19 protein-coding genes and 2 tRNA genes are annotated in these 22,107 nt (G+C 68.7%); 10 read left to right on the top strand and 11 right to left on the bottom strand.

What is annotated here, in order from left to right; genetic code table 11:
• Window positions 1-265: 265 nt before the first annotated feature.
• A tRNA-Leu gene (locus tag H4687_RS23425) sits at window positions 266-349 on the bottom strand.
• Between the two features lie 487 nt (window positions 350-836).
• Here H4687_RS23425 and H4687_RS23420 point away from each other — a divergent pair.
• The 6 genes from H4687_RS23420 (at window position 837) to pknB (ending at window position 8,973) form a co-directional block, all read left to right on the top strand.
• Window positions 837-1,682: an FhaA domain-containing protein gene (locus H4687_RS23420; protein ID WP_005483038.1), complete on the top strand. Its 846-nt coding sequence runs from the start codon at window positions 837-839 to the stop codon at window positions 1,680-1,682.
• A 10-nt stretch (window positions 1,683-1,692) separates the two neighbouring features.
• Window positions 1,693-2,223, top strand: coding sequence for an FHA domain-containing protein FhaB/FipA (locus tag H4687_RS23415; RefSeq protein ID WP_046915257.1), 531 nt, complete (start codon window positions 1,693-1,695; stop codon window positions 2,221-2,223).
• A 128-nt stretch (window positions 2,224-2,351) separates the two neighbouring features.
• Window positions 2,352-3,881, top strand: a complete 1,530-nt coding sequence (locus H4687_RS23410; RefSeq protein ID WP_179860070.1) for a Stp1/IreP family PP2C-type Ser/Thr phosphatase — start codon at window positions 2,352-2,354, stop codon at window positions 3,879-3,881.
• Window positions 3,882-3,908: 27 nt separating this feature from the next.
• The gene (locus H4687_RS23405; protein ID WP_046915259.1) at window positions 3,909-5,348 is read left to right on the top strand and encodes an FtsW/RodA/SpoVE family cell cycle protein; all 1,440 of its coding nucleotides are present in this window, start codon (window positions 3,909-3,911) and stop codon (window positions 5,346-5,348) included.
• Window positions 5,345-6,811 (top strand): penicillin-binding transpeptidase domain-containing protein, encoded by a 1,467-nt coding sequence (locus tag H4687_RS23400; protein ID WP_046915260.1) that lies wholly within the window; start codon window positions 5,345-5,347, stop codon window positions 6,809-6,811. The genes H4687_RS23405 and H4687_RS23400 overlap by 4 nt, the downstream gene beginning before the upstream one ends.
• 170 nt (window positions 6,812-6,981) lie before the next feature.
• Window positions 6,982-8,973, top strand: a complete 1,992-nt coding sequence (gene pknB / locus H4687_RS23395; RefSeq protein WP_046915261.1) for a Stk1 family PASTA domain-containing Ser/Thr kinase — start codon at window positions 6,982-6,984, stop codon at window positions 8,971-8,973.
• Between the two features lie 145 nt (window positions 8,974-9,118).
• On the opposite strand, the gene H4687_RS23390 is transcribed toward pknB, so the two are convergent.
• From H4687_RS23390 to H4687_RS23365, 6 genes are read right to left on the bottom strand one after another with little or no spacing between them, the layout of a single operon-like run.
• Window positions 9,119-9,856 (bottom strand): class E sortase, encoded by a 738-nt coding sequence (locus tag H4687_RS23390; RefSeq protein WP_046915262.1) that lies wholly within the window; start codon window positions 9,854-9,856, stop codon window positions 9,119-9,121.
• Between the two features lie 28 nt (window positions 9,857-9,884).
• On the bottom strand, window positions 9,885-11,153 hold the full coding sequence (locus H4687_RS23385) for a class E sortase (protein WP_046915263.1): 1,269 nt from the start codon (window positions 11,151-11,153) through the stop codon (window positions 9,885-9,887).
• Complete coding sequence (locus H4687_RS23380; protein WP_046915264.1) at window positions 11,150-11,800, bottom strand: aminodeoxychorismate/anthranilate synthase component II; 651 nt, start codon at window positions 11,798-11,800, stop codon at window positions 11,150-11,152. The genes H4687_RS23385 and H4687_RS23380 overlap by 4 nt, the downstream gene beginning before the upstream one ends.
• Entirely contained in the window at window positions 11,797-11,958 is a 162-nt protein-coding gene (locus H4687_RS23375; RefSeq protein ID WP_020113582.1) for a hypothetical protein, read from the bottom strand. Before H4687_RS23375 ends, H4687_RS23380 begins: the two co-directional genes overlap by 4 nt.
• A 53-nt stretch (window positions 11,959-12,011) precedes the next feature.
• On the bottom strand, window positions 12,012-12,698 hold the full coding sequence (locus H4687_RS23370; protein ID WP_192781709.1) for a class E sortase: 687 nt from the start codon (window positions 12,696-12,698) through the stop codon (window positions 12,012-12,014).
• Between the two features lie 23 nt (window positions 12,699-12,721).
• Complete coding sequence (locus H4687_RS23365; RefSeq protein ID WP_046915266.1) at window positions 12,722-13,570, bottom strand: DUF881 domain-containing protein; 849 nt, start codon at window positions 13,568-13,570, stop codon at window positions 12,722-12,724.
• A gap of 142 nt (window positions 13,571-13,712) precedes the next feature.
• Here H4687_RS23365 and crgA point away from each other — a divergent pair, with 142 nt between their 5' ends.
• Window positions 13,713-13,967 (top strand): cell division protein CrgA, encoded by a 255-nt coding sequence (crgA, locus tag H4687_RS23360; RefSeq protein WP_013002230.1) that lies wholly within the window; start codon window positions 13,713-13,715, stop codon window positions 13,965-13,967.
• 303 nt (window positions 13,968-14,270) lie between these two features.
• On the opposite strand, the gene H4687_RS23355 is transcribed toward crgA, so the two are convergent.
• Together H4687_RS23355 and H4687_RS23350 are read right to left on the bottom strand one after the other, a co-directional pair.
• On the bottom strand, window positions 14,271-15,164 hold the full coding sequence (locus H4687_RS23355) for a rhomboid family intramembrane serine protease (RefSeq protein ID WP_046915267.1): 894 nt from the start codon (window positions 15,162-15,164) through the stop codon (window positions 14,271-14,273).
• 155 nt (window positions 15,165-15,319) lie between these two features.
• Window positions 15,320-15,853, bottom strand: coding sequence for a peptidylprolyl isomerase (locus H4687_RS23350; protein ID WP_046915268.1), 534 nt, complete (start codon window positions 15,851-15,853; stop codon window positions 15,320-15,322).
• Window positions 15,854-16,226: 373 nt separating this feature from the next.
• Between H4687_RS23350 and H4687_RS23345 the strand changes: the two genes are divergently transcribed.
• Complete coding sequence (locus H4687_RS23345; RefSeq protein WP_046915269.1) at window positions 16,227-16,928, top strand: DUF5324 family protein; 702 nt, start codon at window positions 16,227-16,229, stop codon at window positions 16,926-16,928.
• A 474-nt stretch (window positions 16,929-17,402) separates the two neighbouring features.
• Here the strand turns inward: H4687_RS23345 and H4687_RS23340 are convergent.
• Window positions 17,403-17,475 (bottom strand) — tRNA-Ala (locus H4687_RS23340).
• A 182-nt stretch (window positions 17,476-17,657) separates the two neighbouring features.
• Between H4687_RS23340 and H4687_RS23335 the strand changes: the two genes are divergently transcribed.
• On the top strand, window positions 17,658-18,206 hold the full coding sequence (locus tag H4687_RS23335) for a helix-turn-helix domain-containing protein (protein WP_005482990.1): 549 nt from the start codon (window positions 17,658-17,660) through the stop codon (window positions 18,204-18,206).
• Between the two features lie 277 nt (window positions 18,207-18,483).
• Entirely contained in the window at window positions 18,484-20,463 is a 1,980-nt protein-coding gene (locus H4687_RS23330) for a serine/threonine-protein kinase (protein ID WP_050398407.1), read from the top strand.
• Between the two features lie 82 nt (window positions 20,464-20,545).
• On the opposite strand, the gene H4687_RS23325 is transcribed toward H4687_RS23330, so the two are convergent.
• On the bottom strand, window positions 20,546-22,072 hold the full coding sequence (locus H4687_RS23325) for a hypothetical protein (protein WP_046918838.1): 1,527 nt from the start codon (window positions 22,070-22,072) through the stop codon (window positions 20,546-20,548).
• Window positions 22,073-22,107: the final 35 nt, after the last annotated feature.

Genomic DNA, 22,107 nt, shown 5'->3' with positions numbered 1-22,107 from the left:
ACGTGAAACATCGCAGGTATCCCTATCTGCAACACCTACGACGATTCCTGTGACGCTGACCCGAACACCACCCGCGACCGCGCACGCCAAGCTCGGCACGCCCCCGTACCGTTCCGCACCACCGGAAGCCGAAAGCCCTTACCGGGCCCCTGAGAGACTCCTCACACTTCACAGCCACGCAATCGTGCATCCAGCCCTGCCAAGCGGTTGGCGAGCGCACAAAAAGAAGCGGTCCCATCGTGATTACGATGGGACCGCTTCGCTGTGCGCGAGGGGGGAGTTGAACCCCCACGCCCTTGCGGGCACTGGAACCTGAATCCAGCGCGTCTGCCTATTCCGCCACCCGCGCATTGGGTGTGTCCTCAGGCCCCGTTCCTTGCGGTTTCGGCGCCTTCCGACATCGAGAAGATTAGCACGCTGGGGACGGTGGCTTCACATCCCTTCTGCACGGCCGGCCCCGCCGCGCGGCGACGTGCCAGGGCCGACCGGCACGGACCGAACACACGGCCCCTCCGGCCACGTATCAACGAGTGCTGGTTCACGTATCAACCTCGTACCGGTCCCGGCCATCTCCACAGGAGAGGGACGGGGCGCACAGTCCGGTGCGGGACACTGGTCTCGCACCGCCTCTACGATCCTTGGCAGAGTTCGGACGAGGTAGTTCGAAGAGGAGCTCCGGTGGGAATCCGGCAGGGGGACTCCAGTGGGCGCCGATACCGGGTGACACCGGTCGACCGGGCCGACCGGGGGAACCAGCCGATTTCCCGGCGCGTGGATACGATCAGTAAGCAGTACCGACACGGTACGCAGAGCGGTGACGACGGAGGAGGTGCCCCATGGGAGTCCTGAAGAAGTTCGAGCAACGTCTCGAAGGTCTGGTCAACGGCACCTTCGCCAAGGTGTTCAAGTCCGAGGTCCAGCCCGTGGAGATCGCGGGAGCACTCCAGCGGGAGTGCGACAACAACGCGACCATCTGGAACCGCGACCGCACGGTCGTCCCCAACGACTTCATCGTGGAACTGAGCACGCCCGACTTCGAGCGCCTCAGCCCCTACTCCGGCCAGCTCGGCGACGAGCTCGCCGGCATGGTGCGCGACTACGCCAAGCAGCAGCGCTACACCTTCATGGGCCCCATCAAGGTCCATCTGGAGAAGGCCGACGACCTCGACACCGGTCTGTACCGGGTGCGCAGCCGTACGCTCGCCGGATCCACGGACCAGCAGGCGCCCTCCGGCGCCCCGGCGAGCCCCGCCGCCGGCCGCCCCGGCGGCTACGGCTACCCGCCCACCGCGGCACCCGCGGGCGCCCCGCCCATGCCGGCCGCGCCGCCGCCCGGCGGTGGCCGCCCCGGCGTCGCCCCGCTCGGCCAGCGGCCGCCCGGCGCTCCGGCGGCCGGCGGGCGCATGCGCTACTGGATCGAGATCAACGGCACCCGCCATCAGATCTCCCGCCCGACGCTGGTGCTGGGACGCAGCACCGAAGCCGACGTGCGGATCGACGACCCCGGCGTCTCCCGTCGGCACTGCGAGATCCGGACCGGAACGCCCTCGACGATCCAGGATCTCGGATCCACCAACGGCATCGTGGTGGACGGGCAGCACACCACCCGCGCTACGCTCCGCGACGGCTCGCGGATCGTCGTGGGCAGCAGCACCATCATTTACCGGCAAGCCGAAGGGTGAAGCGGGGGCAATGTCAGAGCTGACCCTCACGGTCATGCGGCTGGGTTTCCTGGCCGTACTGTGGCTGTTCGTGATCGTGGCCGTGCAGGTCATCCGCAGCGACCTGTTCGGTACGCGCGTCACCCAGCGGGGGTCGCGCCGAGAGAGCGCGCGGCCGGCTGCGGCCGCCCGCCAGGCCGCCCCACCGCAGCAGCGCGGCCAGCAGCCCGCGCCCGCCACGGGCGGCGGCGGCCGCCGCGGGCGCAACGCCCCGACCAAACTCGTCGTCAGCGAGGGCACGCTGACAGGCACCACCGTGGCGCTGCAGGGCCAGACCATCACGCTGGGCCGCGCGCACGACTCCACGATCGTGCTGGACGACGACTACGCCTCCAGCAGGCACGCCCGGATCTACCCGGACCGCGACGGCCAGTGGATCGTCGAGGACCTGGGGTCCACCAACGGCACGTATCTCGACCGGAACCGACTGACGACTCCCACGCCGATTCCGCTCGGCGCGCCGATCCGCATCGGCAAGACCGTCATCGAGCTGCGGAAGTAGTGCTACATCATGAATAGGCGCGAGCGGAGCGAGCACGCAGCGGAGTCCCCCACCAGGGGCTCCGGCGCGCTCCCGACCGGAGGGTGGGCACCGTGCGGATGTACCCGGAGCCGACGGGCGAGGTGCGCATGAGTCTGTCACTGCGCTTCGCCGCCGGATCGCACAAAGGCATGATCCGCGAGGGCAACGAGGACTCGGGCTACGCCGGTCCCCGACTGCTCGCGATCGCCGACGGCATGGGCGGCCAGGCGGCCGGCGAGGTGGCCTCCTCGGAGGTGATCTCCACCCTCGTCACGCTCGACGACGACGTCCCCGGCTCCGACATCCTCACCTCGCTCGGCACCGCCGTACAGCGCGCCAACGACCAGCTGCGCTCCATGGTCGAGGAGGACCCCCAGCTGGAGGGCATGGGCACCACGCTCACCGCCCTGCTGTGGACCGGCCAGCGACTCGGCCTCGTGCACGTCGGCGACTCCCGCGCGTACCTCCTCAGGGACGGCGTCCTCACCCAGATCACCCAGGACCACACCTGGGTGCAGCGTCTGGTCGACGAGGGCCGCATCACCGAGGAGGAGGCCACCACCCACCCGCAGCGCTCCCTGCTGATGCGCGCGCTGGGCAGCGGCGACCACGTCGAGCCCGACCTCTCCATCCGTGAGGTGCGGGCCGGCGACCGGTACCTGATCTGCTCCGACGGGCTGTCCGGCGTCGTGTCCCACCAGACGATGGAGGACACCCTCGCCAGCTATCAGGGCCCGCAGGAGACCGTGCAGGAGCTGATCCAGCTCGCGCTGCGCGGCGGCGGCCCGGACAACATCACGGTGATCATCGCCGACGTCCTCGACCTCGACACCGGGGACACCCTCGCCGGGCAGCTCTCCGACACCCCGGTCGTGGTCGGCGCGGTCGCCGAGAACCAGCTCCACCTGCAGGACAACGGCATCATGCAGACCCCGGCCGGCCGTGCCTCGGGCCTAGGCCGTCAGGGGCACGGGCAGGGTGGCGGCGAGTTCGGCCCGCCCGGCTCCGGCGACGCCACCGGGTACATGCCGGCCGCGGGCAGCTTCGACGACTACTCGGACGACGACTTCGTCAAGCCGCGCAGGAAGCGCAGGTGGCTGAAGAGATCCTTCTTCGGCGTCCTCGCCCTCGCCGTGGTCGGCGGGGGCCTGTACGGCGGCTACCGCTGGACCCAGACGCAGTACTACGTCGGCGCCAACGACGACCATGTGGCGCTGTACCGGGGCATCAGCCAGGACCTGGCGTGGATCTCGCTCTCGAAGGTGCAGAAGGACCACCCCGAGATCGAACTCAAGTACCTCCCGCCCTACCAGCAGAAGCTGGTCGAGGCCACGATCGCCGAGGGCGGTCTGAGCAACGCCGAGAAGAAGATCACGGAGCTGTCCACCCAGGCGTCGGCGTGCAAGAAGAACGCCGAGCGCCGCGAGGCGGCGGACAGCAACGCCAAGACCGGCGCGGGCGAGGCCGGCGGAGTCACGGGAACCACGAAGACCTCCCTCACGTCCAAGGCCACACCGTCCCCGACGTCGAAACCGTCGACGTCCCCCACCCCGACCCAGACCGCACCCACACCGTCGACCGGCCCCAGCCTCTCGGAGGAGGAGCAGGAACTGGTCTCACGGTGCGGTGAGCAGTAGGCAAGCCGCGAGGGGCCCAGTCACACGATGAGCAGTACTACCAACCCGTCGACGCAGCACACGTCCACGATCGGCGCGATCGGCACCCCGAGCCGACGCAACACCGAGCTGGCACTGCTGGCGTTCGCGGTCGTCATCCCGGTGTTCGCCTACGTCAACGTGGGTCTCGCCCTGAACGACGAGATCCCGGCAGGGCTGGCCGCCTATGGCATCGGTCTCGGCGTGATGGCCGGCATCGGCCATCTCGTCGTGCGCAAATTCGCGCCGTACGCGGACCCGCTGCTGCTGCCCCTGGCCACGTTGCTGAACGGGTTGGGGCTGGTGGCGATCTGGCGACTGGACCAGTCGAAACTGCTCCAGCAGATCGGGCAGGCGGGCGGAAAGGCGACCAATCAGCTGGTCTACACAGCGATGGGCATCGCGCTCCTCATCGCCGTGCTGATCTTCCTCAAGGACCACCGCACCCTCCAGCGCTACACCTACATCTCCATGGCCGGCGCGCTGGTCCTGCTGCTGCTCCCCTTGGTGCCGGGCCTCGGCGCCGAACTCACCTACGGCGCCAAGATCTGGATCCAGGTCGGCAGCTTCACCATCCAGCCCGGCGAGTTCGCCAAGATCGTGCTGGCGATCTTCTTCGCCGGCTACCTGATGGTGAAGCGCGACGCGCTCGCGCTGGCCAGCCGCCGCTTCATGGGCCTGTACCTCCCGCGCGGCCGCGACCTCGGCCCCATCATCGTCGTCTGGGCGATGTCGATCCTCATCCTGGTCTTCGAGACCGACCTCGGTACGTCGCTGCTGTTCTTCGGCATGTTCGTGATCATGCTGTACGTCGCCACCGAGCGGACCAGCTGGATCGTCTTCGGTCTGCTGATGTCCGCCGCGGGCGCGGTCGGCGTGGCCTCGTTCGAGATCCACGTCCAGCAGCGTGTGCAGGCCTGGCTGGACCCCATGGGCGAGTGGGAGCTTTCCAAGACCGTGGTCGGCCACTCCGCGCAGTCCATGGAGGCTCTGTGGGCCTTCGGCTCCGGCGGCACCCTCGGCACCGGCTGGGGCCAGGGCCACTCCGAACTCATCCGCTTCGCCGCGAACTCCGACTTCATCCTCGCCACCTTCGGTGAGGAACTGGGACTGACCGGCGTGATGGCGATCCTGCTGATCTACGGTCTGATCGTGGAGCGCGGCATCCGGACCGCCCTCGCCGCGCGCGACCCGTTCGGCAAGCTGCTCGCCGTCGGTCTGTCCGGCGCGTTCGCCCTCCAGGTCTTCGTCGTCGCGGGCGGTGTGATGGGCCTCATTCCCCTCACCGGTATGACGATGCCTTTCCTGGCGTACGGCGGCTCCTCGGTCATCGCGAACTGGGCACTCATCGGCATCCTGATCAGAATCAGCGACACCGCGCGCAGGCCGGCTCCCGCCCCCGCACCCAACCCCGACGCCGAGATGACCCAGGTGGTCCGCCCGTCATGAACAAGCCCCTGCGCCGCATCGCGATCTTCTGCGGGCTCCTGGTTCTCGCCCTGCTCGTCCGCAGCAACTGGCTCCAGTACGTCCAGGCGGATTCTCTCGCCACCGACAAGTACAACCGTCGCGTCTCCATCGAGCGCTACGCCACGCCTCGCGGGGACATCATCGTCGACGGCAAGGCCATCACTGGGTCCGTCGCCTCCGAAGGGCTCGACTACAAGTACAAGCGCACCTGGAAGAACGGCGAGATGTGGGCGCCGGTCACCGGGTACTCGTCCCAGATCATCGGCGCCACCCAGCTGGAGAGCCTTGAGGACGGCATCCTGACCGGGAACGACGACCGGCTCTTCTTCCGGAACACGTTGGACATGGTCACCGGCAAGAAGAAGGAGGGCGGCAGCGTCGTCACCACCCTCAACGCCGCCGCGCAGAAGGCGGCCTTCGAGGGCCTCGGCGACAAGAAGGGCGCCGTCGCCGCGCTCGACCCCAAGACCGGCGCCATCCTTGCCCTGGCCTCTACGCCGTCCTACGACCCGTCCACGTTCGCCGGGGTCAGCACCAAGGACAGCAAGACCTTCTCGAAGCTGGAGAAGGACCCCGACAAGCCGATGCTGAACCGCGCGCTGCGCGAGACCTACCCGCCGGGCTCCACCTTCAAGGTCGTCACGGCCGCCGCGGCGCTGGAGAACAGCATCGTCTCGGGCATCGACGACAAGACGAAGACCCCCGACCCGTACCAGCTGCCCGGCACGAAGACCGACCTCACCAACGAGCACGGCGTGTGCAAGAACGCCACCCTGCGCTACGCGCTGATGGTCTCCTGCAACACCGTGTTCGCGAAGATGTCGGACAACGTCGGCAACGAGAAGATGATCGAGCAGGCCGAGAAGTTCGGCTTCAACGAGGCCGAGATGGACGTCCCGGTCCGCGCCGCCGAGAGCGTCTACCCCAAGGACAACGATCCGCAGAACGCCATGGATGGCATCGGTCAGGCCTCCAACCGCACCACCCCGCTGCAGATGGCCATGGTCGCCTCCGCCGTCGCCAACGACGGTGAGCTGATGAAGCCGTACATGGTCGACCAGCTGCGCGCCTCCAACCTCGACATCATCGAGACGCACGAGCCCGAGACCCTGTCCCAGGCCGTCTCGTCGGAGACCGCCCAGAAGCTCCAGGACATGATGGAAACCGTCGTCAACGACCCCCAGGGCACGGGCGGCAGGGCGAAGATCGGCGGCGTCACCGTCGGCGGCAAGACCGGTACCGCGCAGCACGGCGTGAACAACAAGGAGAAGCCGTACGCCTGGTTCATCTCGTACGCCAAGCTCAGCGATGGCAGCTCGCCGGTCGCCGTGGCCGTGGTCGTCGAGGACGGTGCGGCCGATCGCGGTGACATCTCCGGTGGCGGTCTCGCCGCCCCGATCGCGAAGAGCGTGATGCAGGCAGTGATCAACAGCAAGAAGTGACCCCGCTCACGTCGCCTTCACATCGGTGCACGTTGCGATACCGGTCCTGTATCGGGTGACGCGGTTGGCCAGGTCACAGAAGGCGAGCCGGGTACCGTATGCCCGGAGCACAGCCGCCGGACCACACATCGGTGCGGTCGGGATCCGACGGAGAGGGCTGGTAGGAAGCTATGGAAGAGCCGCGTCGCCTCGGCGGCCGGTACGAGCTGGGCCAGGTGCTCGGCCGTGGTGGCATGGCGGAGGTCTACCTCGCGATGGACACCCGCCTCGGCCGCACCGTGGCGGTGAAGACGCTGCGAGCGGACCTCGCGCGCGACCCCACCTTCCAGGCCAGGTTCCGCCGGGAGGCCCAGTCGGCCGCCTCACTCAACCACCCCGCGATCGTGGCGGTCTACGACACGGGCGAGGACTACATCGACGGGGTCTCGATCCCGTACATCGTCATGGAGTACGTCGAGGGTTCCACCCTCCGTGAGCTTCTCCACAGCGGCCGCAAGCTGCTGCCGGAGCGGGCCATGGAGATGACCATCGGCATCCTCCAGGGCCTGGAGTACGCCCACCGCAACCAGATCGTCCACCGCGACATCAAGCCGGCCAACGTCATGCTGACGCGCAACGGCCAGGTCAAGGTCATGGACTTCGGCATCGCCCGCGCCATGGGCGACTCCGGCATGACGATGACGCAGACGTCCGCGGTCATCGGCACCGCCCAGTACCTCTCCCCGGAACAGGCCAAGGGCGAGCAGGTGGACGCCCGGTCCGACCTGTACTCGACGGGCTGTCTGCTCTACGAGCTGCTGACGGTCCGCCCGCCGTTCATCGGTGACTCCCCCGTGGCGGTCGCCTATCAGCACGTGCGGGAGGAGCCCCAGCCACCGAGCGTCTTCGACCCGGAGATCACGCCGGAGATGGACGCCATCGTTCTGCGTGCCCTGGTCAAGGACCCGGACTACCGCTATCAGTCCGCCGACGAGATGCGCGCCGACATCGAGGCCTGCCTCGACGGCCAGCCCGTCGCGGCCACGGCTGCCATGGGTTCGGTCGGCTACGGCGGCTACCCCGACGACCAGCCGACCACGGCCCTGCGTTCCGACGCCGGTGCCACGACGATGCTGCCTCCGGTCGGCCCGGACGACGGCTACGGCGGTTACGACGACCGCCAGGGCCGCCGCCGCCAGCAGAAGAAGAACAACACCTCGACGATCCTCCTGGTGGTCGCGGGTGTGCTGGTGCTGATCGGCGCGGTCCTCATCGGGCAGTGGATGTTCTCGGGGAACGACGCGGGCAACGACACCCTCAAGGCGCCGAACTTCGTCGGCCAGACGGAGGCCGAGGCGAGAGCGTCGGCCGAGAACGTCGACCTCAACGTGACGGTCACCAAGGCCGAGTGCGAGAAGGAGAAGACCGGAAACGTCTGCGACCAGACACCGAAGGCCGACACCAAGGTCAAGAAGGGCGACACCATCGCCCTGGTGATCTCGACGGGCGCTCCGAAGGTCTTGGTCCCAGATGTCCAGGGCATCAAGTTCGACGAGGCCAAGGCCCAGCTCGAAGACAAGGGCTTCGAGGTCGAGCGGAAGAACGAGGAGTCCGACCGCACGGCAGGGGTCGTGATCGGCCAGGACCCTGACGGCGGCAAGATCGAGAAGGGCTCCACGGTCACGCTGACGGTCGCCAAGGCTCCGGACAAGGAGACCGTCCCGGATGTGGCCCGACAGAGCTGTGACGCCGCCAAGAACCAGATGGCGGCCAACAACCTGGTCGGTACCTGCACCGAGGTCGAGACCGACGACCAGAGCCTCGTCGGGAAGGTCGTCGCGACGAACCCTGAGGCGGGTTCCGAGCTGAACAAGGGCGACACGGTCACCATCCAGATCGGCAAGGCGGCCGAGAAGGAGGAGCCGAAGGCCAAGGTCCCGAACGTCGTGGGACGGACCGTGGGCCAGGCCAAGCAGATCCTGCAGGCGGCCGGCTTCACCAACATCCAGTTCGCCAACGGCAGTGACCAGAGCGACACCGCGCTCGTCACCGACCAGGACCCCGACGGCGGCAACGACGCCGACCCGGCCCAGACGACGATCACCCTCGCCTCGGTCGGCTTCGGCGGAAACAACGGAAACAACAACAATGGCGGGGGCGACGGCGGCGGCTTCTTCGGCTAGCCCCCTCGGTTCCGCAAACGAAGAGTCCCGGTCCCCTCTGTGGGGGCCGGGACTCTTCGTTGTCAGCGATGTTTCACGTGAAACCGGACGTTTCACGTGAAACATCGCGATGGGGTATCGGCCGGACGGTCGGCGGGACAGCTGCCTACCGCAGTTCCTTCGGCAGGGTGCGTTCCGCGTTCACCCGCTCCACGCGCTCCAGCTCGCCCCATACGATGAACCGGTACCGGGACGTGTAGACGGGCGTGCAGGTGGTGAGGGTGATGTACTTGCCGGCCTTCTTCCTGCCGGACTCCTTGGGGATGTTCGACAGGACCTTGACGTTGTACTTCGAGGTCTCGGTGAGGGTGTCGTAGACCTTGTAGACGTACCAGTTGTCGCGGGTCTCGAAGACGATCGCGTCGCCCTTGCCGAGCTTGTCGATGTTGTGGAACTTCGCGCCGTGGCCGTCCCGGTGGGCGGCGAGGGTGAAGTTGCCGTCCTTCTCGGAACTGGGGAGGGTCGCCTTGACGGGGTCGGTGTAGTACCCGGCGACACCACCGTTGAGGATCTTGGCGGAGGTGCCCTTCTTCACCAGCACCTCGCCGTTGTCCATGGCGGGGACGTGCAGGAAGCCGATGCCGTCCTTGGTGTCCAGGGCGCCCGGGCCGTTCTCCGCGGCCCAGTTGTCGCGAACCTTGTTCGCTTCCTTGTCCGCCTCGCGGTCGGCGAGGACGTTCGTCCACCACAGCGAGTAGACGACGAACAGTCCGAGCACCAGGCCCGCTGTGATGAGGAGTTCACCGAAGACGCTGACCGCCATGGCGAGCCGGCTCATACGGCGGCGGGGCGCGGCCTCGGGCGCGCTCGTCTTGTCTTCGGTCTCGTCGGTGGTCACTGCCACAGTTATTCTTCCGCCCTCGGTCGAGCCCCTACTGGACGAGCGCGTCGGGCTTCCCCTCGCTGCGCGGCCGTTCCTCCACCATCTTGCCCCACACGATCATGCGGTACTTGCTCGTGAACTCCGGCGTGCAGGTGGTCAGAGTGATGTACCGGCCCGGCTCGGTGAAACCCGACCCCGGGGGCACGGCGTTGAGCACGCTGACGTTCGACGGCGGTGTCACCGGCAGGATCGAGGCCATGTCGTAGACGTAGTACGTGTCCTGCGTCTCCACGACGATGGGGTCACCCGGCTTCAGCCGGTTGATGTAGCGGAACGGTTCACCATGGGTGTTGCGGTGGCCGGCGACGCCGAAGTTGCCCGTCTTGGCCTCGGGCATGGCCGTCTTGATGCTGTTCGCGTCGTAGTGGCCGACCATCCCGCGGTCCAGCACCTTCGACTTGCTGATGCCCTCGGCGATCGGCACGACGACGTCCAGCTTCGGGATGTGCAGGATGGCGAAGCCCTGCCCCGGCTCGAAGGCTCCCGGCGCGCGCTTCCCGCTCTTCCACTCCTCCTGGAGGCTCGTCGCCTCCCTGCCCGCCTGCTGGTGGGCCCGGATGTTCGACCACCACAGCTGGTACGTGACGAACAGCAGCATCACCACACCCGTGGTGATGAACACCTCGCCGATGACACGGCTCGCGATCACACCCACGCTGGGCTTCTGCGCCCGCGCCGCCCGCCGCGCCTCGATCCTGGAGAGGGGCGCCGACGCCTGCGGGGCCGCGTCTAAGGGCTGGTCGGGCCCCTGAGCGGCCCTGGAAGCCCCGTGGGCGCCCGGGGAGCCTCCGTGCCTCCCGTGCCGTCTGGCGGCCTTACGGCGGGCCGCACGGCCGGCCGTGACGGCGGAGGGGGATATGGACTCGGCCGTCGCCGCTATCCGCCGGGCCTCCTCCACCCGGAGCGCCACGGTCTCCTCGTCGATCGGAGGGTGCTCCTGGGCGGTGTCCGCCGGGAGTTCCCCCTGGACGCCAGTCGGCGCATAGGCGTCGTAGCTGCCGTCGTACGGAGCCTGCGGACGCTGCTCGTAGGTCCCGTACGGCTCGAACGAGGGCTCCGTGTACGGCTGCTGCCCGTACCAGTCGCCCTGGCCCTGGACGTAGGGAGGGGCCTGCTGGGCGGCCCACTGCTGGGGTTCGGCCGTGTCACGGTAGGACGATCCGGGGTCGAATGCCTCCGCCTCGAACGACTCGGCGCCCCCGTACGCGGCCTCGCCGCCGTAGGGGGCACTCTCGCGCTCGGGACGCAGTGCTGTCACGCCGTGGCCCTGCCCACCACGGGGGCGAGCCCCGTCGACCGCGCCACGGCCCCTTGGTCGCCGCATTCCGCCAGCCAGTTGGCGAGCATGCGGTGGCCGTGCTCGGTGAGCACCGACTCGGGGTGGAACTGCACGCCCTCGACGGGCAGTTCGCGGTGCCTGAGGCCCATGATGATCCCGTCGTGGGTACGCGCGGTGACCTGCAGTTCGGCCGGTACGGTCGTCGGCTCGGCGGCCAGGGAGTGGTAGCGGGTCGCCGTGAAGGGGGTGGGCAGGCCCGCGAAGACGCCCGTGCCCTCGTGCTCCACCAGCGAGGTCTTGCCGTGCAGCAGTTCGGGAGCGCGGTTCACGACACCGCCGTACGCCACCTGCATGGACTGCATGCCGAGGCAGACGCCGAAGACGGGCACTCCGGTCGCGGCGCAGTGGCGGACCATGTCGACGCAGACGCCGGCCTCCTCGGGGGTGCCGGGCCCGGGGGACAGGAGCACACCGTCGAAGCCGTCCTGGGCGTGGGCGGTCGCCACCTCGTCGTTGCGCAGCACCTCGCACTCGGCGCCCAGCTGGTAGAGGTACTGGACCAGGTTGAAGACGAAGCTGTCGTAGTTGTCGACGACGAGGACCCGGGCGGGTCGGGCGGCACTCACTGGTCGTTCACCGTCACATCGTTGAAGGGGAGCAGGGGCTCCGCCCAGGGAAAGACGTACTGGAAGAGGACATAGACGACGGCCAGGGTCAGCACGAGGGAGATCAGCGCCTTCAGCCACGCGTTACCCGGCAGATGCCGCCAGATCCAGCCGTACATGCCGTCCCTTCCTTCACACCACGGCACCGGACTCACGCCGTACCGCCACCAGACTAACGGCGTAGTGCCTCCGGTTTCCCTGACTCCACAGGCTGTGTGGAATCCAGATGGCCCCAGACGACGAGCCGGTGGCTGTGTCCCCACTCCGGGTCGCACGTCGTGAGCGTCAGATAGCGCCCCGCGCGCGTGTACCCGGATTTTGTCGGCACGGGGTCGATGACCTGGACGTCCGTGGGCAATGTCCGAAAGGGACCCTTGTCGATGACGTACGTGAACCAGTCCGCGCCGTCGGACAGGACGACCGCGTCACCGGGACGCAGCTTGGGAAAATCTTTGAAGGGATCTCCGTAGGTGCGGCGGTGGCCGGCGACCGCGAAGTTCCCCTTCTGCCCCAGCTGCGTGGTGTTCGCGTAGTGCCCGAGCCCTTTTTCGAGAGTGTCCGTCTTCGTGCCCTCCAGGACGGGCTTGTTCCACGTGGAACCGAGGCGGGGGATGTACATGAGCGCGAAGGGCTTGGCGTCCGTGTACGGGGCGGGCCGCTCCGGAGCCGCCGAGGCGCCCGGACCGGACGTCGGCCTCACCGGCTGCTTCGCCCACTGGTCCTGCAACAGGTCGACCTGACGGTCCATCTCGGTGTCCGCCTTCACGCCCGTCCAGAACAGCACGTAGACGACGAACAGCACGATCAGGGTGCCGACGGTGATGCAGAGTTCGCTGACGGTCCTCACGATCACGCGCACCGACACGGGTCCCCCGGCTGCCGTCACTCCACGGGCTTGGCGTACTTCAGATCCACTGTGCCCGAGTACCCGGGCAGAGTCACCGGCCCGTCCTCGGTGACCTTCCAGCCCAGCCCGTAGACGTTGACGTACACCATGTAGTTCTGGATCGCCTCGCTCGCGGCGAGCGCCTTCTGCAGCTTCTCCGGGTCACCGACCGCCTGGATCTTGTACGGAGGCGAGTAGACGCGGCCCTGGAGGATCAGGGTGTTGCCGACGCAGCGGACCGCGCTGGTGGAGATCAGCCGCTGGTCCATCACCTTGATGCCCTCGGCGCCGCCCAGCCACAGGGCGTTCACCACGGCCTGCAGGTCCTGCTGGTGGATGACCAGATAGTCGGGCTGCGGCTCGGGGTAGCCGGGAAGCTTGGCGGTGGCGTCCGGCGGGGCGTCGTTCAGGGTGACGGTGAGGGCCTCGCCCCTGAGCTTCTGGGTGCCGGCGTTCTTCTCCAGGGCCTTGAGCTTGGCGTCCTCGGCCTCGGTGCTGCCGTCGTCGCGCTCGGCGAGCGCCTCGACGTCGTCACGGAGGACCGCGTTGGACTCGTCGAGCTGCCCGTTCTTGTGACTGCGCTCCTGGATCAGGTCGGAGAGCTTCAGCAGCGAAGCGTCCGTGCGGATGTCGGTGCCCTTGGCGGTGTCGAAGCTGGTGAAGAAGATCAGCCCGGCCAGGGCGAAGACGCCGACGGTGAGCACGCGCACGGGGCGGAACCCGCCTCGGGGGGAGGGGGCGTCGTTCCGGTCGGCGGGATCGGGGCCCGTGCCGGGTGAGCCGCCGGACCCGGCCTCGGGGGAGGTGCCGGAACCGGCCTCGGGGGAGTCGGCTGAATTGCTCAACGTACCCTTATCTCCTTAGGCGCCACGGAAGCACTACGCTAACGGACGCCCGGGGGAGCATTCTGTGTCCCCTTGTACGCTGCCCCGGAGCCCGCCACAGTTCCCTGCGCGGCCACGCAGCGCATCGACAGGAGAGACCCTCGTGCCGAAGTCACGTATCCGCAAGAAGGCCGACTACACGCCGCCGCCGTCCAAGCAGGCCACGAACATCAAGCTGAACAGCCGAGGCTGGGTGGCTCCGGTCATGCTGGCCATGTTCCTCATCGGGCTGGCCTGGATCGTGGTTTTCTATGTGACCGACGGCTCGTTGCCGATCGACGCGCTCGGCAACTGGAACATCGTGGTCGGCTTCGGCTTCATCGCCGCGGGATTCGGCGTCTCGACCCAGTGGAAGTAGCGGTCTCCGCCCGGCGGAAGTAGCTCTCCCCAGAGCTATCCACCGAGTTATCCACAGGTGTTTTCCACAGTGGGGAAAAAGAACGACGATCTGTGGATAACTCACCGGGCGTTGACGCCGGTATGACTGACCTACCGGCTTCCGTGCACGTGTTCGCCCCCTGTCTGACCTGCGGGAACGCAGGTGAGCGGCAGGGGGCACACCTGTGCCCGCACCCTATGCACAAGATCCGCCACGTTCTGTGGACAACAGTGCCGTCATGGTGCCCGAGGTGCGGTGGAACGGTGACGTTCCGACATCACCTCAGGTCAGCTGTGCCGTCCGGATCACCGACATGATCACCACGGCGGCGAGCACCAGAGCACACGCGCCGTACTGGATCAGTGCCCTCCGCTCACGCGGTGCGTGCACCATCGCGTAACCGATCAGCACACCGCCGACGAGGCCGCCGACGTGGGCTTCCCAGGCGATGTTGAACATCGGGCTGAAGGTGAAGATCAGGTTGATCACCAGCAGGATGATCAACGGACGCATGTCGTACCTGAGACGGCGCATGAGTACGCCTGTCGCACCGAAGAGGCCGAAGATGGCACCGGAGGCACCGAGCGACGGTTGGTTCGGCGCTGCGAGCAGATAGGTGAGCGCGCTGCCGGCGAGGCCGGAGCAGAAGTAGAGCGTCAGATAGCGGGCTCGGCCGAGAGCCGCCTCCAGAGGGCCGCCGATCCACCACAGGCTGAGCATGTTGAACAGGATGTGGGTGACGCTGCCGTGCAGGAACATCGACGTCACCAGCCGATACCACTGCCCTTCGGCGACGCCCTGGAGCGAGGAACCGAGCTCCGGGTCCCACGCCCTTCCGAGGAGGTCGAACCGGTCTTCGAAGGTCTCGCCCACGGCCTGTTGGACCAGGAAGAGCAACAGGTTCGCGCCGATCAGGATCTTGGTGAGGAGCCGGGGGTCGGCGGCGACGGTGCCGCCCGCGAGGGTGCGCGGGGCGGATGCGGAGGGCGCGTGGCCGGTGCCGGAGCCGCCGCGGACGCAGTCCGGGCACTGGAAGCCCACGGAGGCGCTCACCATGCACTCGGGGCAGATCGGACGCTCACAGCGGGTGCAGCGGATGCCCGTCTCGCGGTCCGGGTGCCGGTAGCAGGTGGGCAGGCTCTGCGCGTCCTGCGGACTGCTCGGCACCTGGTCCATCGGGGTCCCCTCCCTTGCGCGTGTGTGGAGCGCGTCGCCCCGCCCATCCCTACGGATGAGCGGGGCGATTGGTTCCCTTCGGGGACCTTGCGAACCTTTCGGCTCCGGCCTCCCGACCCCTGCGCGTTCCGCCGTCGCGGTGAATGCCGACGGAATCAGCCCTGGCGGGTCTCGACGACGACCGACTCGATGACGACGTCGTTGACCGGGCGGTCGGTGCGCGGGTTCGTCTGGGCGCCGGCGATGGCGTCCACGATCTTCTGGCTGGCCGCGTCGACCACTTCACCGAAGATGGTGTGCTTGCGGGTCAGCCATGCCGTCGGGGAGACGGTGATGAAGAACTGCGAGCCGTTGGTGCCCGGACCGGCGTTGGCCATGGCCAGCAGGTACGGCTTGTCGAAGGCGAGGTCCGGGTGGAACTCGTCCGCGAACTGGTAGCCGGGCCCACCGGTGCCGTTGCCCAGCGGGTCACCGCCCTGGATCATGAATCCACTGATCACCCGGTGGAAGACCGTGCCGTCGTAGAGCCTGTCCGTGGACTTCTGGCCGGTGGCCGGATTGGTCCACTCACGCTCGCCCTGAGCGAGCTCGACGAAGTTACGGACCGTCTTGGGCGCGTGGTTCGGCAGCAGCCGTACCTCGATGTCGCCATGGTTGGTCTTCAGGGTGGCGTACAGCTGCTCTGCCACGATCTGCCTTCCGTTGTCCTTTGTGACTCCCTCGATCCTCGCACGGACGACGCCTTGCGTCCCCCGACGCCCGCGCTCTCGTACGGGGAGGGACGCGGAAAACCGGTCGAGTACCCCCGGTAGCGGCGCGCTTCGCGGCGATCCGTGGCATTGTCGGCACTGTCGTGGACAAGTTCCCGTTGTCCCGTATTCATCCTCTCTTGCACGACTCTGTTGCACGGACCGGTTCAGAACGGCTCCCGCTCGATGATCAGCCTGAGTCAGCGCTCATGACCCGGATGCCCGCCCGCACATGCCCCGGATCGCTCCGAGAGGCATGATCCCCAAAAGGGTGGAAAGTCGAATTACGTACGCCACCGAGGAGGAGGATCCCGTGACCCGCATCGAGAGCGTGCGCGCCGCGACCGGCTCGGCAAAGGACAGCGTGCTGCACGCCGCGGAAGTGGTGGCGCCCTACGCCGACACAGCCAAGGACAAGGCTTCGCACTACGCGCACGAGGCACGCGTGCTGATCGCGCCGAAGGTGTCGCAGGCCGCGGAGCAGGCACGCGTCCAGTACGGCGCCCTGGTCGTCCCGCGTCTTGAGCAGGCCCGCACGCATGTACCGCCGAAAGTCGATCAGGCAGCCCATGAAGCCGCCGTCCGCACCCGTAAGGCGGCTCGTCAGGCCGCCGACTACTCCCGTCCCCGCATCGAGCAGGCCGTGGCCGCCGCCGGCCCGGTCCGTGAGGAAGCCACCGCCCGGAGCGTCGCGGCGCTGGCCGCACTGCGTGGACAGGTCTCGCCCCAGCAGATCCAGAGGCTGGTCCGCAGGCAGCAGCGCCGCGCACGGCTCGGCCGCGCCGTCAAGGGCCTGGCCGTGATGGGCGTTCTGGCCGGCGGCGCCTTCGCCGCATGGAAGTGGTGGGACAAGCAGGCCAACCCCGACTGGCTGGTCGAGCCGCCCGCCGCCACCGAGGTCTCCGACTCCGGTCGCCTGTCCTCCGTCGACGGCAGCGGTCAGTCCGTCCTCGACCCGGAGGTCCAGGCCAAGCAGGCCGAGGAGGAAGCCGCCGACCGCGACAAGCGCCCCTGAGGACCGGCGGGCGACGTACCGGCGGACGACTTCATTTTTCACAGGCCACCGGCCGGGCCACGACGCTTTCCTCGTGGCCCGGCTCTGCCCGGAAGCCCGTTTGGCGGGGCACCGTCCAACAGCCCTGTGGGGCAGAAGACTTGCAGGTCTTCTGCCCCACAGGGCTGTTTCACGTGAAACATCCCTGGCGTCGGCGACCCAGGAACCCGTCGGCCGGAATGTATTGATCCGGTTGCAAAGGGTGAGGCACACATTCCACCGCACCTGCTTGTGACGCAGAGCACCGTTTTCGCATATGCGCACACCAGCACCCGCCGACGTGCGTCACCCCGTTCCAGCGGCGCCTTCCCGGCTCAGTGCACAGATAGCGATCGCGACGACCCTCGCCCGGAACAGCACCGACGAGCCCCTCACGGAGGGCAACAAAAAGACCGGGCCGAATGTCCTACGACATCCGGCCCGGTCAATCCGCTGTGGAGCCTAGGGGAGTCGAACCCCTGACATCTGCCATGCAAAGACAGCGCTCTACCAACTGAGCTAAGGCCCCGGAGGCGAAGCATCCACCCGGAGCAACCGACCACCGGGGGGCTTCGCAGACCAGAGTACCGGGTCACCCCCGGGATCTCGCAAAAAGATTGGGGGTCCCCGTGGACGACCACTCTCCGTAAGATGCTCGTCGTGGTTCGCTACAGCGAACCACGGTATTTGGGGAAGCGATGGGGAGACGCAATGGACGCCGCACAGCAGGAAGCGACCGCAAGAGCCCGGGAGCTGCAGCGGAACTGGTACGGAGAGCCGCTGGGGGCGCTCTTCCGTAGGCTCATCGAGGACCTGGGGCTCAACCAGGCCCGTCTCGCGGGGGTGCTGGGCCTGTCCGCACCGATGCTGTCGCAGCTGATGAGCGGTCAGCGTGCCAAGATCGGCAACCCGGCGGTGGTCCAGCGGGTGCAGTTGCTGCAGGACCTGGCGGGTCAGGTCGCGGACGGCAGCGTCAGTGCCGCCGAGGCGACCGAGCGCATGGACGAGATCAAGAAGTCACAGGGGGGATCGGTGCTCAGCAACACCACGCAGTCGACGACGAGTTCGGGGGCGCCCACGGTCAAGCGGGTCGTCCGCGAGATCCAGTCGCTGCTTCGCTCCGTGGCGGCAGCGGGCGACATCATCGAGGCGGCGGACACCCTCGCCCCGACCCACCCGGAACTGGCAGAGTTCCTCCGGGTGTACGGCGCGGGCCGCACCTCGGACGCGGTGGCGCACTACCAGTCCCACCAGAGCTGAGCCCAAGGCCCGGTCCCCGAAAGGGGGTTCGGCGGCCGGGCCGAGGCCGAAAAGGGGACGAGGGTTCTGTAGGGCCCTCTTGAGCCCTGGAGACGTGGACGTAGGCTCCAGGAGAGCCGGTGGACACAGCGGAAGGCGGCAGGGAGACAGAGGCGCGGAATCAAGCTCCGGAGAAGGCCGGGCACGTGCGAGCCGGTTCTACGGAGGGCGGCGGAATGGCCGTGTCCTCCGTCGACGGGCAGCCACGGGGGAGCCGAAGGGGGAACGACGCACAGCCATGGGTGAGGTCTTCGCCGGCCGGTACGAACTGGTCGACCCGATCGGACGCGGGGGAGTCGGCGCGGTCTGGCGCACCTGGGACCACCGCCGCCGCCGCTATGTGGCCGCCAAGGTCCTGCAACAGCGTGACGCGCACGCCCTGCTGCGCTTCGTCCGCGAGCAGGCCGTCCGGATCGACCATCCCCATGTGCTCGCGCCCGCCAGCTGGGCCGCCGACGACGACCAGGTCCTGTTCACCATGGACCTGGTGGCCGGGGGCTCCCTGATCAACCTCATCAACGACTACGGTCCCCTCCCGCCCGTCTACGTCTGCGGCCTGCTCGATCAGCTGCTGTCCGGCCTCGCCGCCGTGCACGCCGAGGGCATCATCCACCGCGACATCAAACCCGCCAACGTGCTGCTGGAGGCCACCGGCACGGCCCGGCCCCGACTGCGCCTGTCCGACTTCGGCATCGCCATGCGCCTGGGCGAACCGCGCCTGACCGAGACCAACTACGTGGTGGGAACGCCCGGTTACTTCGCTCCCGAGCAGATGCTCGGTGCCGATCCGGATTTCCCGGCCGACCTCTTCGCGGTGGGCCTCGTCGCCCTGTACCTCCTGGAAGGCGCGAAACCCGACTCCAAGGCCCTCATCGAACACTTCGCCGCCCACGGCACACCGAAGGCCCCACGAGGCGTCCCCGAGCCTCTGTGGCAGGTCATCGCCACGCTGCTCCAGCCCGACCCCGACTCCCGCTTCCGCACCGCCACGGGCGCCCGAAAGGCCCTCGCCGCGGCCACCGAGCTCCTGCCCGAGCCTGGGCCCGACGACGAGGTGGTGGAGGTATTCGACCAACTCGGCCCGCTGCCCGCAGGGTTCGTCCCCGAGGGACCCCTACAGAGGGCATCGGGACTGGACAAGACCGGAACAGGTACCGATACCGGCGCTACAGGGAGGGACGGTGGTACGTCCTCACCGACTCCCGGCCCAGGCGCGGGCGCGGATGCGGATTCGGCTGCTTCTTCCAACCCTCTCGGCCGACAGATCCCTGCGTCTCCTTCCGCGCCTGCCGTCCCGTCGGCACCCGTCTCCCTTCCGCCCGCTGCTGCACCTCCCTATCCGGCTGCACCGTCCTCCTCGTCCTCGGCGTCTCCGTCCTGGCCCCCAGGACCGGCCACGCGTGGCAACTTGCCATCCGGCGCCGAAGCGACCCCGCCGCCACCCCACAATCCGCCGGCCTACACACCGCCGTTCCTGAGCCCGCCGCTCCCGCCCGGCTCAGGCACCGCGCTACCCGCACCGTCCACAGCTTCCGGACTCCAGCCCCGGCACACGGGACCCATATCGCCGCCGCCCATGCCCGCGGCTGCTCCGCCCCAGACCGACTCCGCCACTTCTGGGTCCGGCACCGGCACCGGCACCGGCACCGAGCATCGGTTTCACAATGCCGCCTCCTCGCCCCCCGCCTCTCCGGCGTCTCCGCCGCAGACCGGTCACATATCGCCCGAGGCGCCCCCTACCCCCGTACCCCCGCGGCCCGAACGCGATCCCGTGCCCCCGCGAGCGTCCTCGATGTCGGACACCGGCAGTTTCCATCTGCCGCCGCCCCAGGTACTCACCGCCCACGCACCGCTGCGACAGGCGGAGCAGCAGCGCAGCACCGACCCGGGCTACCCAGAGCACCACCACGAGCAGCAGGCCACTCCCTCTGCCGCGACGCCCGTGCAGGTCGCCCCGGCGCAGAACGTCGAACCCGCGCATGTGCCCTCCCCCCAGTCGCACTCGCCGCTGGGCCTCGCTCAGGCCCCGACCGCGGCGGTGCAGCAGCACGATTACGCCTCTACTGGTTCATACACCGCTCGACCGCCTCAGGTTCCACGGCGATCGAGGGCGCTTCCACGACGCCGTCCGGGTCCTCCCCTCAAGGTGGTCCTCCCGGTCCTGCTGCTCGCGCTGGCCTGCTTCGCCGTGGGTTTCTGGGCCCTGGGCCAGCTCTGATCCGCCTCCGCGACGCGACTGAGCGCCCCGCCACTCCCGGAACAGCCCACGGGACGACCCACGGAACGGCCCCCGGAGCGCCTCACCAGCCCCGGGACGCACCGTGCCGCCCCCGCGGTGCCGTGCTCGCCTTGGGTCGCTCCGCCTCCGTCCTCACGTCGGCGGACGCCCGCCTGCGCGCCACGAGAGTCCACACCACGAGTCCGAACACCAGCAGGCTCCCCGTACCGATGCCACCCGCCGCGACCACCGTCATGGCGAGACGGCGGTTTCCTCCGGAGGTGTTGCCCGAACCCTCCCCGCCGTCGGACGTCTGCGCGTCCTCTCGGCCACCGCTGTCCCCCGCACCGTCCAAGGTCTCCCCCGTGGCCCCGCTCTCCGCGGCCTCCCGGTCCTCCGCGGTGACCTCGAAGACGCCACGAGGCTCGGAGGCGCCGAGATATCCCGGCCCGGCCTCGGCCTTGCCCCCCAGCCGCACCCGCAGGGTCAGCCCCAGGGGCTTGTCGCCGTACCGGTCGGCGACCGATGTCCCCAGGTGCAGGGCCAGGTAGTACCAGCCGGCGAACCGCATCCCGCTCACTTCGTCGTCGAGGGAGAAACGGTTCTCGTACGCGACGGGCGGCAGCGGGTCGAGGGCGGTGGACCGTTGTTCGCCCCCGTAGTTGGCGGTTCTGTCGTCCACGAAGCCACGTACGGGGTTGTAGAGCGACAGGACGAACGCGTTGCCCACGTACCCGTCGCCGCCGGTCGTGCTGCCCAGTTCGGCAGTGACGTGGAGCTGTTGTCCCCAGCCGACGGGCACCTTGTAGAAGAGCGTCTCCCCGGCCCTGATGCCGGCCTCGTCCTGCCAGACGCCCTGCCCCACCGGGCTCGCCGTGGCGAAGCCGCTTCCGCCCCTTCGGCGCTCGGGGTCGCCGGACAGGTTTTCGGGCGGTGCGGAGTCGAAGCTGTCGGGAGCACGCGTCGAACCCCCCTTCGTCACAGCGGGCTCCGACACGAAGCCGAGCTCCAGCCCCCATTCCTCCGACGCGCCGGCCGAGGGCGAACCCGACACCGAGCCGGACGCCGAGCCGGACGCCGAGCCCGGACCCGTCCCCGCATCGCTTCCAGAAACCGCGCCGCCGACCCGTTCGACGACGACGTAGTACGTCCCCGCCTCCTGACACATGTACTCGTCGCTGCCGATCTCACGCGAGGCCCAGGCGGTGACGGGGTGCGCACTGCGGGTCGGACCGAAGCGGGCGGTCTCGTACGAGCAGCGATGGGCGTCCGCGTCCTGCAGAGAGACCCTGATGCCGTCCGCCGAGGCGACCGCCGCTCCGGCGTCGGGTACGACCGTGGCCGAGACGTACGCGTTGGCGGCGGCACCGAGATCGAGGCGGTAGTAGAGCTTCCCGCCCGGCCCGATGGAGCTGCGGTATGTCCCGCCGGCCGCCAGCCGCACGGCGCCCGTGCTGCTCGTGGCTCCCTCGACCGTCCTCGCACCGTCGGCATAGCCGTACGGAGCGGGCGCGTCAGCGGCAGCCGCGGGTCCGGCCGACATGGTCGCCGCGCACAGGGCCGCTCCCACGGCTGCCGCGGTTCGCCACCAGCCCGTGCGCCGCCTCATCACGCGCCACCCCTCGTCGTAGACCGAAGTCGCGG

It is taken from the genome of Streptomyces stelliscabiei (genome assembly GCF_014873495.1).
GTDB lineage: Bacteria > Actinomycetota > Actinomycetes > Streptomycetales > Streptomycetaceae > Streptomyces > Streptomyces bottropensis.
Note: the sequence above shows the minus strand (reverse complement) of the source record. Positions and strands in the feature narration are given on the sequence as shown.

Excerpts from the sequence above, each read along its gene's own strand:
- H4687_RS23400 (WP_046915260.1), top strand. The coding sequence starts at position 5,345 with ATGAACAAGCCCCTGCGCCGCATCGCGATCTTCTGCGGGCTCCTGGTT.
- H4687_RS23410 (WP_179860070.1), top strand. The coding sequence starts at position 2,352 with ATGAGTCTGTCACTGCGCTTCGCCGCCGGATCGCACAAAGGCATGATC.
- H4687_RS23415 (WP_046915257.1), top strand. The coding sequence starts at position 1,693 with ATGTCAGAGCTGACCCTCACGGTCATGCGGCTGGGTTTCCTGGCCGTA.
- H4687_RS23355 (WP_046915267.1), bottom strand. The coding sequence starts at position 15,164 with ATGGACCAGGTGCCGAGCAGTCCGCAGGACGCGCAGAGCCTGCCCACC.
- H4687_RS23405 (WP_046915259.1), top strand. The coding sequence starts at position 3,909 with ATGAGCAGTACTACCAACCCGTCGACGCAGCACACGTCCACGATCGGC.
- H4687_RS23420 (WP_005483038.1), top strand. The coding sequence starts at position 837 with ATGGGAGTCCTGAAGAAGTTCGAGCAACGTCTCGAAGGTCTGGTCAAC.
- H4687_RS23330 (WP_050398407.1), top strand. The coding sequence starts at position 18,484 with ATGGGTGAGGTCTTCGCCGGCCGGTACGAACTGGTCGACCCGATCGGA.
- H4687_RS23325 (WP_046918838.1), bottom strand. The coding sequence starts at position 22,072 with ATGAGGCGGCGCACGGGCTGGTGGCGAACCGCGGCAGCCGTGGGAGCG.
- H4687_RS23375 (WP_020113582.1), bottom strand. The coding sequence starts at position 11,958 with ATGTACGGCTGGATCTGGCGGCATCTGCCGGGTAACGCGTGGCTGAAG.
- H4687_RS23335 (WP_005482990.1), top strand. The coding sequence starts at position 17,658 with ATGGACGCCGCACAGCAGGAAGCGACCGCAAGAGCCCGGGAGCTGCAG.
- pknB (WP_046915261.1), top strand. The coding sequence starts at position 6,982 with ATGGAAGAGCCGCGTCGCCTCGGCGGCCGGTACGAGCTGGGCCAGGTG.